Raw genomic sequence first — 14,306 nt, forward strand, 5'->3', positions numbered from 1 at the left:
CATGACGGATAATCCGAACAAAAAAACCTTCTGGGATAAAATTCATATCGATCCCACGATGTTACTTATTCTGCTGGCGTTACTGGTTTATAGCGCGTTGGTCATCTGGAGCGCCAGCGGCCAGGACATCGGCATGATGGAGCGTAAAATCGGTCAGATTGCGATGGGGCTGGTGGTCATGGTGGTGATGGCGCAGATCCCGCCGCGCGTGTATGAAGGCTGGGCGCCCTATCTCTATATCATTTGTATCATTTTGCTGGTCGCCGTTGATGCCTTCGGCGCAATATCCAAAGGCGCGCAGCGCTGGCTCGATCTGGGAATCGTTCGCTTTCAGCCTTCGGAAATAGCCAAAATCGCCGTGCCGCTGATGGTCGCCCGCTTTATTAACCGCGACGTCTGCCCGCCCTCGCTGAAAAATACCGCCATCGCCCTGGTATTAATCTTTATGCCTACCCTGCTGGTCGCCGCCCAGCCGGACCTGGGGACGTCTATTCTGGTCGCCCTTTCCGGTCTCTTTGTCCTATTTTTGTCTGGTCTGAGCTGGCGCTTAATTGGGGTCGCCATTGTATTGATCGCTGCATTTATTCCTATTTTGTGGTTTTTCCTGATGCACGATTACCAACGCCAGCGCGTCATGATGCTCCTTGATCCGGAGACCGATCCGCTGGGCGCGGGCTATCATATTATTCAGTCTAAAATCGCCATTGGCTCAGGCGGCCTGCGCGGTAAAGGCTGGCTCCACGGCACCCAGTCGCAGCTGGAGTTTTTACCCGAACGCCATACCGACTTTATCTTCGCGGTACTGGCGGAAGAGCTCGGTCTGGTGGGCATCCTGATTCTGCTCGCGCTCTATATTTTGCTAATAATGCGCGGCTTGTGGATTGCCGCCAGAGCGCAAACTACATTTGGTCGCGTGATGGCTGGCGGATTAATGTTAATATTATTCGTTTATGTCTTCGTAAATATTGGTATGGTGAGCGGTATTCTGCCTGTGGTTGGAGTACCTTTACCCCTGGTCAGCTACGGGGGCTCCGCACTGATTGTGCTGATGGCCGGGTTCGGGATTGTGATGTCGATCCACACCCACAGAAAAATGTTGTCGAAAAGCGTATAAGGGGTGCGCAATGCGTAAGCAGTTGCCTGTAATCTGCGTCGCGGCAGGGATAGTACTACTCGCGGCATGTACTAATGACGGCGGTCAGCAGCAAACCACCGTCGCGCCGCAACCTGCGGTATGTAATGGTCCGACTGTGGAAATCAGCGGAGCGGAACCGCGTTATGAACCTCTGAATCCGACCGCAAACCAGGATTATCAGCGTGACGGTAAAAGTTATAAAATCGTTCAGGACCCGTCCCGCTTTAGCCAGGCTGGCCTGGCCGCTATTTATGATGCGGAACCCGGCAGTAATTTAACCGCCTCCGGGGAGATGTTCGATCCGATGCAGCTTACCGCCGCCCATCCGACACTGCCTATCCCCAGCTATGCGCGAATCACCAACCTGGCCAACGGTCGCATGATCGTCGTGCGTATTAACGATCGCGGCCCCTATGGCACCGATCGGGTCATCTCCCTGTCCCGCGCGGCGGCGGATCGTCTGAATACCTCGAATAATACTAAAGTACGGATTGACCCCATTATCGTGGCGCCGGATGGTTCGCTCTCCGGCCCGGGGATGGCCTGTACGACGGTGGCGAAACAGACCTACGCTCTGCCCCCTCGCCCTGATTTAAGCGGCGGAATGGGAAGCGCCTCTTCAGCGCCTGCGCAACCGCAAGGCGACGTTCTTCCGGTCAGTAATTCCACGTTGAAAAGTGACGATACCACCGGCGCGCCGGTGAGCAGCAGCGGCTTCCTCGGCGCGCCGACCACGCTGGCGCCTGGCGTGCTGGAGGGTAATGAACCGACGCCGGCGCCACAGCCAGCGCCGGTTTCCGCGCCGGTGACGGCTCCAGCGACTGCGACGCCGGTAAGCGCGCCTGCTGCCGCGGCCCCGGTATCTGCCCCGGTGAGTGCGCCAGCCGCCGCGGCGAGCGGTCGTTTCGTCGTCCAGGTCGGCGCCGTCAGCGATCAAACGCGCGCGCAGCAGTACCAACAGCGTTTAAGCCAGCAGTTCAGCGTACCAGGACGCGTAATACAAAACGGCGCGGTCTGGCGTATTCAACTGGGGCCTTTTGCCAGTAAAGCCGAAGCCAGCGCGTTACAGCAACGTTTGCAAACAGAAGCACAATTACAGTCCTTTATCGCCAGCGCGCAGTAACCGATCGCAGGTATCTGTACTGTCAATTTCTGTAAATGACATTAACAAAGTCACGCGGAAAGTCAGATGCCTGCCAGTTATGCTTTTGCTATAGTAGGGCTCTTTTTTTAATTTCATCACGGACGTCGTAGTTCAGACCATGAAGACCACTTTTTCCGCTCGTTTTATGCAGCGCATGGCGCTCACCACGGCGCTTTGTGCCGCGTTTATCTCAACCGCACATGCCGATGACCTGAATATCAAAACTATGATCCCGGGCGTTCCGCAGATCGATGCGGAATCCTACATCCTGATCGACTACAACTCCGGCAAAGTTCTGGCGGAACAAAACGCCGACGAACGTCGCGACCCGGCTAGTCTGACGAAGATGATGACCAGTTACGTCATCGGACAGGCAATGAAAGCGGGTAAATTTAAAGAAACCGACCTGGTTACCGTCGGTAATGACGCCTGGGCCACCGGCAATCCGGTATTTAAAGGCTCCTCGCTGATGTTCCTCAAACCGGGAATGCAGGTACCGGTCTCTCAGTTGATACGCGGCATCAATCTGCAATCCGGTAATGACGCCTGTGTGGCGATGGCTGATTTCGCCGCCGGTAGCCAGGATGCTTTCGTCGGACTGATGAACAGCTATGTGAACGCGTTGGGGCTGAAAAATACCCACTTCCAGACCGTACACGGCCTGGACGCCGACGGACAATACAGTTCAGCTCGCGATATGGCGCTGATTGGTCAGGCGTTAATTCGCGATGTGCCTAACGAATATGCCGTTTATAAAGAAAAAGAGTTCACCTTTAACGGCATTCGCCAGTTAAACCGTAACGGTCTGCTGTGGGATAACAGCCTGAATGTGGACGGCATCAAAACCGGCCATACCAGCAAAGCGGGCTATAATCTGGTCGCTTCCGCAACCGAAGGCCAGATGCGGTTGATTTCCGCCGTAATGGGCGGACGAACCTATAAAGGCCGTGAAACAGAAAGCAAAAAACTGCTGACGTGGGGCTTCCGTTTCTTTGAAACCGTTAATCCGCTGAAGGCTGGTAAAGAGTTCGCCTCTGAACCCGCCTGGTTTGGTAATACCGATCGCGCCTCGCTGGGCGTCGATAAAGACGTTTACCTGACGATCCCTCGCGGTCGCATGAAAGATTTGAAAGCGAGCTATGTACTGAATACCGCAGAACTGCACGCGCCGCTGCAGAAAAACCAGGTGGTCGGCACCATCAACTTCCAGCTGGACGGTAAAACCATCGAGCAGCGTCCGCTGGTCGTACTGCAAGAGATCCCGGAAGGGAACTTCTTCGGTAAAATCATTGATTACATTAAATTAATGTTCCATCACTGGTTTGGATAAAAATTGAACGCTTGAAAGTGTGATTTTCGTCCCCATATACTATGCATCAGTAAAACTCCCGCCCTGTGGCGGGAGTTGTTATTTTTTTTACGTAATGCCGGAGCTGACATGAAAACCAAACTTAACGAACTGCTTGAATTCCCTACGCCATTTACTTACAAAGTAATGGGGCAGGCGTTACCTGAGCTGGTTGATCAGGTGGTTGAAGTGGTACAGCGCCATGCGCCTGGTGATTACTCTCCGACGGTAAAACCGAGCAGCAAAGGCAACTACCACTCGGTCTCTATCACCATTAATGCCACCCATATTGAACAGGTTGAAACGCTGTACGAAGAACTGGGCAATATTGATATCGTGCGAATGGTATTGTAATACATCCAGACGGTTACCCGGTCTTATCCGGGTAACTCCCCGCCTCCCCCGCTGTGATATACTTTCCTCTCTTTTTTCATTCTCTACGGAGATGCCGTTTTGTATCAGGATAAAATCCTTGTCCGCCAGCTCGGCCTTCAGCCCTATGAAGCTATCTCTCAGGCCATGCATAACTTTACCGATATGCGCGATGAAAACAGCCATGATGAAATCTGGTTGGTTGAGCATTACCCGGTGTTTACCCAGGGCCAGGCCGGTAAAGCGGAACATATATTGATGCCTGGCGATATTCCCGTTGTGCAGAGCGATCGTGGAGGACAGGTGACCTATCATGGTCCGGGCCAACAGGTAATGTACGTTTTACTTAACCTGAAACGACGTAAACTGGGCGTGCGTGATTTAGTCACCCTACTTGAACAGACCGTGGTGAATACGCTGGCTGAAATTGGTATTGAGGCGCATCCGCGCGCCGATGCGCCGGGCGTCTATGTGGGTGAAAAGAAAATCTGCTCGCTGGGTTTACGTATCCGTCGCGGCTGCTCATTCCATGGTTTAGCGCTAAACGTTAACATGGATCTTTCTCCTTTCCTGCGCATCAACCCGTGTGGTTATGCCGGCATGGAAATGGCCAAAATAACACAGTGGAAGGAAGACGCTACCACGGATAATATTGCGCCCCGCTTGCTGGCGAATATTTTAGCTCTGCTAAATAATCCACCGTATGAATATATTGCTGCTTAATGCGTAAAATATAATGGCCCAAGAAATTTATGGGTCATTAATCATATATGATTTGAATGCTTTACTTCTCCCCCCGCTTTCTATATTTTCGTTATATCCCTGCTGTAGCCGCCAGGCGGCATGGCCTCTTCAGTCCTCATGATGAGGAATTTTCCGTGAACAAAATCCCGGCCTTGCTGTTACTTATCTTATTGAAATGACTAAAAATACATTCATAAGAGTAATTTTAAAACCAACTCATAAATGCAAAATATACTATTTCATCTATTATTCATAATACGAATGAATTCGGAGCCAGAGCGTGAGTGATAATAATCAGGCAGAAAGACAACCGGCCGATCAACACCTACAAGACAAACCGCAAATTTTCAGAACACTGAGAAATATTGACCTCAATCTGTTGACGATTTTTGAGGCCGTATATGTCCATAAAGGGATCGTCAATGCAGCGAAAATCCTTAACCTGACGCCGTCAGCCATCAGCCAGTCCATTCAAAAATTACGGACTATATTTCCCGATCCGCTGTTTATTCGCAAAGGCCAGGGCGTAACGCCCACGACGTATGCTACGCATCTGCACGAATACATCAGCCAGGGGCTGGAATCTATTCTTGGCGCCCTGGATCTTACGGGCAGCTATGATAAGCAACGCACCATTACAATTGGCACGACGCCTTCGGTCGGCGCGCTAGTGATGCCGATTATTTACCAGGCCATCAGGCCGCGTTATCCTCAGCTTTTGCTGCGCAACATTCCGGTAGACGATGCCGAAAGCCAGCTTAGTCAGTTTCAGACCGATCTCATTATCAATACCCATAGCTATAACAACCGGAGCATCCAGCATCACGTCCTGTTTAGCGATACGCTTGAGATTGTCTGCCGCCAGCATCACCCGTGTCTGGCGAACGCCATTACTGAAGAGAGACTGAACAGCGCGGATCACACCTTTCTGATGCTGGAGGGACAACATCTTTCCCTCCTGCGCCAGCGACTGCAGGAGACATTTCCCGATCAGCAAATCAGTTTTAGCAGCTACAATATTTTTACCATTGCCTCGCTGATCGCCAGCAGCGATCTGCTGGGACTGATGCCCACCCGCTTCTACGACTTATTTAGCCGCTGCTGGCCGCTTGAACGCCTTCCCTACGCGCCGGTGAATAGTGAACAGGTCGAGTTCTCGCTGCATTACAATAAACTGAGTCTGCGCGATCCGGTGCTGGAGAACGTCATTGATATCATCCGTGAGGCGTTCTGACAAAAATGTTGCATCCAGGTCACGGAAGATATGGGCAAACAGCACAAAACAACAACTATTTTACATTTTGCCGGGCTGTCAGGCTGCTTTATGGCCCTTATCAATGATATACTGCGTGTCACAAATTCAAAAATAGTTGATAAATACAACTTTCCCTTGAATTGAAACGCTTTCCTTCGTTATTCGCAACTGGAACACGCACGCTATGAGTAAACCCATTGTGATGGAACGCGGTGTAAAATACCGCGATGCCGATAAGATGGCTCTTATCCCGGTTAAAAATGTGGTCACAGAGCGCGACGCTCTACTACGTAAACCGGAATGGATGAAAATAAAACTTCCGGCGGATTCTACCCGTATCCAGGGCATCAAAGCCGCAATGCGCAAAAATGGCCTGCATTCTGTCTGCGAGGAAGCGTCTTGCCCAAACCTGGCTGAATGTTTCAACCACGGTACCGCTACGTTTATGATCCTTGGCGCCATTTGCACTCGCCGCTGTCCGTTCTGTGATGTCGCCCATGGCCGCCCCGTTGCGCCGGATGCGGAAGAGCCGCAGAAACTGGCGCAAACGATCGCCGACATGGCGCTACGCTATGTGGTCATCACCTCTGTCGACCGTGACGATCTGCGTGACGGCGGCGCCCAGCATTTTGCTGACTGCATCACCGCCATCCGTGCCAAAAGCCCGGAGATAAAAATAGAGACGCTGGTGCCAGACTTCCGTGGACGTATGGATCGCGCGCTGGATATCCTTAACGCGACGCCGCCGGATGTGTTTAACCACAACCTGGAAAACGTGCCGCGTATCTACCGCCAGGTTCGTCCGGGCGCCGATTACAACTGGTCGCTGAAATTACTGGAACGCTTCAAAGAAGCGCACCCGGAAATTCCGACAAAATCGGGTCTGATGGTGGGCTTAGGCGAAACCAATGCGGAAATCATTGAGGTTATGCGCGACTTACGCCGTCACGGCGTTACCATGCTGACGCTTGGTCAGTATCTACAGCCAAGCCGCCATCACCTGCCGGTACAGCGTTATGTCAGCCCGGAAGAGTTTGACGAGATGAAAGCGGAAGCCCTGGCGATGGGCTTTACCCATGCCGCCTGTGGCCCCTTTGTACGTTCTTCGTACCATGCTGATCTCCAGGCCAAAGGCATGGAAGTGAAATGATCGTGTAATAGACGCTTACATTTCAGGCAAAAAAAACCGGCAACTCGCCGGTTTTTTTACTCTGCGGAGCAAGCGCATTGCGCTATTACTCTTTATGCGAGAGTTTTTCAGCCTGAACGCTACCGTCGACGTCTTTCTTAACGCCCGCGTCTTCATCGTTCATTGCTTTCTTGAATCCTTTAATCGCCGTGCCCAGGTCTCCGCCCAGCGTACGTAACTTCTTGGTACCAAACAGCAGAACAACCAGTGCGGCAACCACCAGCAGTTTGGTAATACTAATCTCACCCATAGATACCTTCTTCACTAAAAACAGGCTGCGTAACGCGCCGGATTAACCTGAGAATATTAACGGTCTTTCGACGCGCGCACACAATAGCAATCTGTAACAAGGTGAATCAAGCTTTGCGTAAAAAAACATCATAATAATTGCGGTGGCGCAAATCGTCGTTGCTGCAAAAGAGGAAGTTGCTCCCGCACCTGGTCTATTCGTTCTCTGAATATTTCCGCGACGATCAGCGCCGGACGATCGGCTGCCGCGGCTATCGTTACCCCCAACGGATCGATAATACGACTTTGACCAATATTACGATTACCACACTCCCCGGCCGCAATCATATAGCAGGTGGTATCCAGCGCTCTCGCCGCCAGCAGCGTCGACCACTGCTGCTCTTTCAACGGGCCGCGAACCCAGCCCGTCGGCAGCGCCAATACGTCAGCCCCCTGTAAAGCCAGCGCTAACGCCATGTCCGGAAAGCGCAGGTCATAACAGGTCATAAGCCCCACCTTAACCCCCTCCACGTCCAGCACAGGCGCGATAACGGTTCCGGCATCAATACTTTGGGATTCTTGCATCGAAAACGCATCATAGAGATGCAGCTTCGCGTAACGCGCGACAATGTGACCCGCCCGTAGCGCCACCAGCATATTAACCGCCCGTCCAGGCGTTGACGGGACAAGGATAGTGAATATCGTCGTCATATTATTATGAGCGCTTTCTTCCAGAAGCCGCGTCATAAACGCGCCATCCAGCGGCTGCGCGGCGCGAATCGGCAGGTCAAGGTCGATGTCATCTCGCGCTAATATCCCCTCAGGCAACACCAGAAGCGATACGCCGCGGCACGCCGCCTGAGCCATTAACGAAACGCAAACTTGCGCATTCTTTTCCCATACAGAACTCACCACAAACTGCCCGGCTGCAACGAACATATCCCCTCCCACACCTCTGTCAGGACTCGCCAATTATGCGTGTTCGGCGTTACACTCCTCCTGTATAGCAATTAAATAAAGGATTCGGCAGTGTTACAGCTTCTTTTAGCAGTTTTTATCGGCGGTGGAACGGGGAGCGTAGCCCGGTGGATGCTAAGTATGCGTTTTAATCCGCTTCATCAGGCGATTCCCATCGGTACGCTAACAGCAAATTTGCTTGGCGCGTTTATTATCGGCATGGGGTTCGCCTGGTTTAACCGCATGACACATATCGATCCGATGTGGAAAGTGCTCATTACGACCGGCTTTTGCGGCGGCCTGACGACCTTTTCTACTTTTTCTGCTGAAGTGGTATTCTTGCTGCAAGAGGGGCGCTTTGGCTGGGCGCTGCTGAATGTGCTGATTAACCTGTTGGGTTCGTTTGCCATGACGGCGCTGGCATTCTGGCTATTTTCCGCCGCAGCGGCGCGTTAAGCGCAAAAAAAACCCGCCGAAAGGGCGGGTTTTGAAATCTTGCTGTCGGACGTATGCTTACAGAGCAGTTACGTTTGCAGCGGAAGGGCCTTTGGCACCGTTAGTGATTTCGAACTCTACGCGCTGACCTTCAGCCAGAGTTTTAAAACCATTGGTCTGGATTGCAGAGAAGTGTACGAACACGTCTTTGCTGCCATCTTCCGGAGTAATGAAACCGAATCCTTTGGATTCATTAAACCACTTAACGTTACCTTTAATCTTAGACATCAAAATTACCTTTACATGAAAAATAGACACAAATGCTGTGTCGGATACCAGTACAACAATTGTGATGCATTTTGTCCAGTCGAACTTTGCGAAAAAGTGATAAATATCGCGTTAATTTTTAGCTAACTCTAGCTACCTATTGTTTTTTAAGACTTTTTAATTCACAACTGAAGCATGCCCTTCCCCGTCAAAACTGGAAACGCATCCAGGCGAAATAGACGTTTCCGTTGTTATACGAACCCGGAATGTAGGTCATCTGAAAGGTAGCGGGCCCATAGCCTATCGACGCTAAAGGCAACAGCACAGGGATGGGAATATAATTCCAGTTGTCGCGCGCGGTAACGCCTGCGGTAAAGCCCAGTCCAAGGCGAAAATTATCGTCTTCCAGCGGTCGCCAGGTTTTTTCCCAGCCATAACCGCCTATGGGTTCCCATTTGTTAAATGAATCTTTAAAGGCCATCATATAAAGGCCATGCCAGTTGCCTTTGTCGTCCCAGCGCGACTGACCAAAACCAACGCCCCACGGCCGCTCGTTATAGCGATCCGTTTTCTCTTTATCGTAGGCAAAGCGCGCATGCCAGGTAATGGCGGGGACATACAAATCATAATGCTCAGGCTGTCGCCACGTTTCTGCGACGTTATCGGTAAACGTGTTAAACCACCCTTTATCCGCCGCAGAGACTGAAGGAATAGCCAGCCATGGCATAACAAGGAGAGCAATAATAAGAAAATACTTTCTGATAATCATCACAACAGCCATACCGTTCAAAAATTCGACTGTGATAATAACAACATTAACCTGAATAAAATCTTAACAAACTATAAACAGAGAATAATCTGAGAGAGTATCGGGTTAACGGCGTTTGATTTAGCACTCAGAACCGTCGCGCGCTCCTTAATAAGCTTTCACAAAAAACACAAAACAAAGCACAACAAATAAAACAATAAAATAACAATAAATTAATACTTATAGCGCTACAGAAAATTCGTATAAGCATATTTCATCTTTAGCGATGACATGAAAAAATAACCGCGCCGTGATTTTAATCAGTAAGGCGCCATCCTTTATTCGGTACATTTTTATACCACTTTTGTGGCTCTTATTTTTACTCTGGGTGTCGATAAGACAGGGGAAACAATGCTAACAGTTATAGAACTCCTTATCGGAGTCGTCGTTATTGTGGGTGTAGCGCGCTACATCATTAAGGGATATTCCGCCACTGGCGTTTTATTTGTCGGCGGTCTGGTTCTGCTTATTATCAGCGCGCTGATGGGGCATAAGGTATTACCTGCCAGCGAAACCAGTACCGGCTATACCGCAACAGATATTGTTGAATACATCAAAATTTTGCTTATGAGTCGCGGCGGCGATCTTGGCATGATGATCATGATGCTGTGCGGCTTTGCCGCTTATATGACGCATATCGGCGCGAATGATATGGTCGTGAAGCTGGCGTCGAAACCTTTACAGTACATAAACTCGCCCTACCTGTTGATGATTGCCGCCTATTTTGTCGCCTGCCTGATGTCGCTGGCCGTCTCTTCCGCGACGGGGCTTGGCGTACTGCTCATGGCTACTCTCTTCCCGGTGATGGTCAACGTCGGCATTAGCCGCGGCGCGGCGGCGGCTATTTGCGCCTCTCCGGCCGCCATCATCCTCTCGCCAACGTCTGGCGATGTGGTTTTAGCCGCAAAGGCGGCGGAGATGCCGTTAATCGATTTCGCGTTCAAAACCACGCTGCCGATTTCCATCGCCGCCATTATCGGTATGGCGATTGCACACTTTTTCTGGCAACGCTATCTGGATAAAAAAGAGAACATTTCACATGAGATGCTGGACGTGGCGGAGATTACCACCACGGCCCCGGCGTTTTATGCCCTTTTGCCGTTCACGCCCATTATCGGCGTACTGATTTTTGACGGTAAATGGGGGCCGCAGTTGCACATTATTACCATTCTGGTGATCTGTATGCTGCTGGCCGCCGTGCTGGAATTCGTGCGCGGCTTCAACACGCAAAATGTGTTTTCCGGCCTGGAAGTGGCTTATCGCGGCATGGCGGATGCGTTTGCCAGCGTCGTGATGCTGCTGGTCGCGGCGGGCGTTTTCGCCCAGGGGCTGAGCACCATTGGCTTTATCCAAAGTCTGATCTCGATTGCCACTTCTTTTGGCTCCGCCAGCATTATTCTGATGCTGGTCTTAGTGATTTTAACCATGCTGGCCGCGATGACCACCGGTTCAGGCAATGCGCCTTTTTACGCCTTTGTTGAGATGATCCCTAAACTGGCGCACTCCTCCGGCATCAACCCAGCCTATTTATCCATCCCAATGCTGCAAGCCTCAAACCTGGGGCGCACGATTTCGCCGGTCTCCGGCGTCGTGGTCGCTGTCGCCGGGATGGCTAAAATATCACCGTTTGAAGTGGTGAAACGCACGTCCGTTCCGGTCATCGTCGGTCTGTTGATCGTCATTATCGCCACGGAAATTATGGTGCCAGGCGCCTCTTCCAGCGTTACTGGCAGCTGATAGCCGGTAAGCCGGGGCGAGGGAAAACATCGCCCCTGCATCTTAAACCAGGCTTAGCCGCCGTGGTAAATACGCTGCGGCCTGCCCACTTTGCCATGAATAATCTCTGCGACAATCAGGTGCCGACTCGCGCAATATTCCAGGTAGCGTCGGGATGTGGTGCGGCTTATCGTTAAGGCCTGCGCGACCGTTTCAGCCGTATGGCGTACGGTTGGATCGGCAAACAGCTTCATCACCGCATTAAGGGTTAAGGCATCAATACCGGTCGGCAAATCCCCTTTCGGTTCGCCGCGCGCATAGGCGTTGAACATTTCATCTATCTGCTTCTGGCTTGCGCTATCCGCGCTCGCCAGCATACGTCTGCGCTGTTGATAGCGGGTCAGCGTCTGTCCCAAACGTTCATAAGCAATAGGTTTGACCAGATAATCAAACGCGCCGCTACGTACCGCTTCCGCTACCGTCTCCATGTCACTGGCGGCGGTCGTAAACACGACGCCGCCGGGATAGCGCGACTGCATTAATTCATGCAGCAGCGTAATCCCCTTCCCATCCGGCAGATAATTATCTAACAGAATTAATCCAGGTTTGAACCGGTCAATCATCATTCTCGCCTGCGCCAGATTGCCCGCCAGCCATATCTGGTTAAAGCCAGGAATATGGCGGATATATTCTGCGTGCATTTCCGCCAGCAGCGTTTCATCCTCAACGATCAATAGGGTTAATGGTTCTGTCATCGTTTTTTTTCACTTTCGGAAGGAATAAAGAAAATAAGGTGCCACAAGGATCATTGTCTTCCAGCGTAATGACCCCGCCACAGCGCCCCACATAACTTGCAATCAGATATAACCCGATACCATGCTCACCGGGTTCGTCAGTTCGGGTACTTACGCCCTGTTCAAAAATTTTTTCCCGCAGCGCTTCAGGAACGCCGCAGCCCTGGTCGGCGACCTCTATTACCACCTCGTCGCCCTCGTCGCTCAGGAAAAGTTCGATGGTATTGTCGCCTTCCTGTGTACGCAAACTCGCCTCAAACGCGTTATCCAGCAGATTCCCGACGATGGCGGCGAATTCCGTGCTATCCAGCCCCTCCGGCAGTTGATGTAGCTGACTGCCGGGAACAATCACCATCTTGAGCCCCAGTTCACGCGCGCGCTGAACTTTGCCAAACAGCAAACCGGCTACCTGACGATCGGCGAAGGCGCCGCGTAAACTATCAATAAGTTGCTGCTGCGCCTGCGATTCGCCCTGCACCATCTCTCTGACCCGATCATACTCTTTCATTTGCAGCAGGCCGTTCAGAGTCGACATCCAGTTCAGGTGCTCATGGCGTAGCGTGCGCAGGCTCTCAACATACTGTTTAATCTGGGTTAACTGCGCGTTCAACGTCGCGATTTCATCTTTGCTGCGAAAACTAATAATAGCGCCCAGCAGCTCCTCGCCGGAACGGATAGCCTCACGATTGGCGATGACGCTCAGGCCATTGAAGTTGGCCATCACGTCCTGGCGTCTTTCTGCGATCTGGCAGGTAAAAAAGTCTGCCGGATTGACGACTTCCGCTATCAGCTTGCCCAGCCACTGACGCCCCGGCGACGACAGCCCCAACATTTTTCTCGCACTGCGGTTAATCGCGGTGATATGTCCCTCCGGATCAACGGCGATCAGCCCTTCATAAACCGAGCTAAATAACGCCTCCTGCTGGCGTACCACGCGCGCAATCTGTTTCGGCTCCATGCCCAGCATTTGTCGGCGGATATGCGCGGCGAAAAACCAGGAAAGCAGCATTAATACCACCAGCAACAGGACAAAAACCCCCGCCATCGGTAATAAGAAGTCCAGCCGCCAGGAGTCGATTTTACTGACCAGATAGCCAATTGAAACAACGCCGATCACGTTGCCTTCGTTGTCAAAGATAGGCGTTTTGGCGCGCATCGCCATCCCTATTGAGCCCTTACCGGTAATGAAATAACTTTCTCCTCTTTCCAGCGCGCCGGGTTTCGTAAACTGCATGGGATAGCCGATTTTTTCCGGATTCGGATGGTAAAGCCGGATCGAGTGGCGATCGCCTATCACCACATAGTCAAAATCCGTCCCGCGCTGCAGTTTATTCGCAATTATCGCCAGGCGTTTATAGTCCCGGTTTTTTACGGCAGCGATAATGCTGTCGTTAGAAGCAATAATTTTTGCCTGATTCATCGCCATATCACGAACATGGGACGCCAGATAATCTTCGAAACTGGCAGACAAATATTGTGCTAACGCTGCCACGATGAAAACAGAAACCACCAGAATGAGCAGAAAAATACGTAACGGAAACGCGAGTTGCCGAAAAAAAGGAAACAGCTTTTTATTTTTCTGATAGGACATTAAGGTTCCTTATTGGCATTTATCTTCAGATTTATCGCAAATGTAATAAAAATGTTTTCAGCATCTTGGAGCATATAAAAACCAATCGTTACAGATTCCCCACATTAAATCAATTAAACAACTAAAACCCACCGCCGGAATGGCGATTAAATTAATTAAAAAACTTAAAACCATAAAACACTTAAAAACCATCTAACGCTTTGTGAAATAAATCAAAATTTACCACCAAAATACTCCTTACGATGTATACGTCAGTGAGAAAAAATAAATAACTCGTCATAAAAATACTCCCACTCTGACTGAAAAGAAAAAGTTATCAAGTT

Annotated in this window: 15 protein-coding genes; 9 read left to right on the plus strand and 6 right to left on the minus strand. The window is 51.0% G+C overall.

What is annotated here, in order from left to right; translation table 11 throughout:
• Position 1: 1 nt before the first annotated feature.
• The 7 genes from mrdB to lipA all read left to right on the plus strand — a co-directional run bounded on the left by mrdB (position 2) and on the right by lipA (position 7,148).
• A complete protein-coding gene (mrdB, locus tag EOS98_RS15925) occupies positions 2–1,114 on the plus strand; it encodes a peptidoglycan glycosyltransferase MrdB (protein WP_000131713.1) in 1,113 nt (370 codons plus the stop codon).
• A gap of 10 nt (positions 1,115–1,124) precedes the next feature.
• Positions 1,125–2,258: an endolytic peptidoglycan transglycosylase RlpA gene (gene rlpA, locus EOS98_RS15930; protein WP_001728669.1), complete on the plus strand. Its 1,134-nt coding sequence runs from the start codon at positions 1,125–1,127 to the stop codon at positions 2,256–2,258.
• A 139-nt stretch (positions 2,259–2,397) separates the two neighbouring features.
• Complete coding sequence (gene dacA, locus EOS98_RS15935) at positions 2,398–3,609, plus strand: D-alanyl-D-alanine carboxypeptidase DacA (protein ID WP_000858711.1); 1,212 nt, start codon at positions 2,398–2,400, stop codon at positions 3,607–3,609.
• Between the two features lie 108 nt (positions 3,610–3,717).
• The gene (gene ybeD, locus EOS98_RS15940; RefSeq protein ID WP_000850547.1) at positions 3,718–3,981 is read left to right on the plus strand and encodes a DUF493 family protein YbeD; all 264 of its coding nucleotides are present in this window, start codon (positions 3,718–3,720) and stop codon (positions 3,979–3,981) included.
• A gap of 99 nt (positions 3,982–4,080) precedes the next feature.
• Positions 4,081–4,722 (plus strand): lipoyl(octanoyl) transferase LipB, encoded by a 642-nt coding sequence (lipB, locus tag EOS98_RS15945; RefSeq protein ID WP_000284009.1) that lies wholly within the window; start codon positions 4,081–4,083, stop codon positions 4,720–4,722.
• 301 nt (positions 4,723–5,023) lie between these two features.
• Positions 5,024–5,977, plus strand: a complete 954-nt coding sequence (locus tag EOS98_RS15950) for a YbeF family transcriptional regulator (RefSeq protein WP_001282817.1) — start codon at positions 5,024–5,026, stop codon at positions 5,975–5,977.
• A 205-nt stretch (positions 5,978–6,182) separates the two neighbouring features.
• Positions 6,183–7,148: a lipoyl synthase gene (lipA, locus tag EOS98_RS15955; protein WP_000042640.1), complete on the plus strand. Its 966-nt coding sequence runs from the start codon at positions 6,183–6,185 to the stop codon at positions 7,146–7,148.
• A gap of 85 nt (positions 7,149–7,233) precedes the next feature.
• Here lipA and tatE read toward each other — a convergent pair whose 3' ends face one another.
• Together tatE and EOS98_RS15965 are read right to left on the minus strand one after the other, a co-directional pair.
• The gene (gene tatE / locus EOS98_RS15960; RefSeq protein ID WP_000503938.1) at positions 7,234–7,437 is read right to left on the minus strand and encodes a twin-arginine translocase subunit TatE; all 204 of its coding nucleotides are present in this window, start codon (positions 7,435–7,437) and stop codon (positions 7,234–7,236) included.
• A gap of 128 nt (positions 7,438–7,565) precedes the next feature.
• Positions 7,566–8,354 (minus strand): deaminated glutathione amidase, encoded by a 789-nt coding sequence (locus EOS98_RS15965; protein ID WP_023206857.1) that lies wholly within the window; start codon positions 8,352–8,354, stop codon positions 7,566–7,568.
• Positions 8,355–8,444: 90 nt separating this feature from the next.
• Between EOS98_RS15965 and crcB the strand changes: the two genes are divergently transcribed.
• Complete coding sequence (crcB, locus tag EOS98_RS15970) at positions 8,445–8,828, plus strand: fluoride efflux transporter CrcB (protein ID WP_000939753.1); 384 nt, start codon at positions 8,445–8,447, stop codon at positions 8,826–8,828.
• A gap of 57 nt (positions 8,829–8,885) precedes the next feature.
• On the opposite strand, the gene cspE is transcribed toward crcB, so the two are convergent.
• Both cspE and pagP read right to left on the minus strand, forming a co-directional pair.
• The gene (gene cspE, locus EOS98_RS15975; protein ID WP_000034826.1) at positions 8,886–9,095 is read right to left on the minus strand and encodes a transcription antiterminator/RNA stability regulator CspE; all 210 of its coding nucleotides are present in this window, start codon (positions 9,093–9,095) and stop codon (positions 8,886–8,888) included.
• A 187-nt stretch (positions 9,096–9,282) separates the two neighbouring features.
• Positions 9,283–9,855 (minus strand): lipid IV(A) palmitoyltransferase PagP, encoded by a 573-nt coding sequence (gene pagP / locus EOS98_RS15980; RefSeq protein ID WP_001623090.1) that lies wholly within the window; start codon positions 9,853–9,855, stop codon positions 9,283–9,285.
• 378 nt (positions 9,856–10,233) lie between these two features.
• Here pagP and dcuC point away from each other — a divergent pair, with 378 nt between their 5' ends.
• Positions 10,234–11,619 carry an anaerobic C4-dicarboxylate transporter DcuC gene (dcuC, locus tag EOS98_RS15985; RefSeq protein WP_126524203.1) on the plus strand — a complete coding sequence of 462 codons (1,386 nt, stop codon included), beginning with the start codon at positions 10,234–10,236 and terminating at the stop codon, positions 11,617–11,619.
• Positions 11,620–11,672: 53 nt separating this feature from the next.
• Here the strand turns inward: dcuC and dpiA are convergent, their stop codons facing one another.
• Together dpiA and dpiB are read right to left on the minus strand one after the other, a co-directional pair.
• On the minus strand, positions 11,673–12,353 hold the full coding sequence (gene dpiA, locus EOS98_RS15990; protein ID WP_000138786.1) for a two-component response regulator DpiA: 681 nt from the start codon (positions 12,351–12,353) through the stop codon (positions 11,673–11,675).
• Positions 12,322–13,983: a sensor histidine kinase DpiB gene (dpiB, locus tag EOS98_RS15995; RefSeq protein ID WP_126524204.1), complete on the minus strand. Its 1,662-nt coding sequence runs from the start codon at positions 13,981–13,983 to the stop codon at positions 12,322–12,324. The genes dpiA and dpiB overlap by 32 nt, the downstream gene beginning before the upstream one ends.
• Positions 13,984–14,306: the final 323 nt, after the last annotated feature.

The organism is Salmonella sp. SSDFZ69 (assembly GCF_004010755.1).
Lineage (GTDB): Bacteria > Pseudomonadota > Gammaproteobacteria > Enterobacterales > Enterobacteriaceae > Salmonella > Salmonella enterica.

What these genes read in the sequence shown, in the direction of transcription:
- mrdB (WP_000131713.1), top strand. Translation starts at nt 2, where the DNA reads ATGACGGATAATCCGAACAAAAAAACCTTCTGGGATAAAATTCATATC.
- rlpA (WP_001728669.1), top strand. Translation starts at nt 1,125, where the DNA reads ATGCGTAAGCAGTTGCCTGTAATCTGCGTCGCGGCAGGGATAGTACTA.
- dacA (WP_000858711.1), top strand. Translation starts at nt 2,398, where the DNA reads ATGAAGACCACTTTTTCCGCTCGTTTTATGCAGCGCATGGCGCTCACC.
- ybeD (WP_000850547.1), top strand. Translation starts at nt 3,718, where the DNA reads ATGAAAACCAAACTTAACGAACTGCTTGAATTCCCTACGCCATTTACT.
- lipA (WP_000042640.1), top strand. Translation starts at nt 6,183, where the DNA reads ATGAGTAAACCCATTGTGATGGAACGCGGTGTAAAATACCGCGATGCC.
- tatE (WP_000503938.1), bottom strand. Translation starts at nt 7,437, where the DNA reads ATGGGTGAGATTAGTATTACCAAACTGCTGGTGGTTGCCGCACTGGTT.
- EOS98_RS15965 (WP_023206857.1), bottom strand. Translation starts at nt 8,354, where the DNA reads ATGTTCGTTGCAGCCGGGCAGTTTGTGGTGAGTTCTGTATGGGAAAAG.
- cspE (WP_000034826.1), bottom strand. Translation starts at nt 9,095, where the DNA reads ATGTCTAAGATTAAAGGTAACGTTAAGTGGTTTAATGAATCCAAAGGA.
- pagP (WP_001623090.1), bottom strand. Translation starts at nt 9,855, where the DNA reads ATGGCTGTTGTGATGATTATCAGAAAGTATTTTCTTATTATTGCTCTC.
- dcuC (WP_126524203.1), top strand. Translation starts at nt 10,234, where the DNA reads ATGCTAACAGTTATAGAACTCCTTATCGGAGTCGTCGTTATTGTGGGT.
- dpiA (WP_000138786.1), bottom strand. Translation starts at nt 12,353, where the DNA reads ATGACAGAACCATTAACCCTATTGATCGTTGAGGATGAAACGCTGCTG.
- dpiB (WP_126524204.1), bottom strand. Translation starts at nt 13,983, where the DNA reads ATGTCCTATCAGAAAAATAAAAAGCTGTTTCCTTTTTTTCGGCAACTC.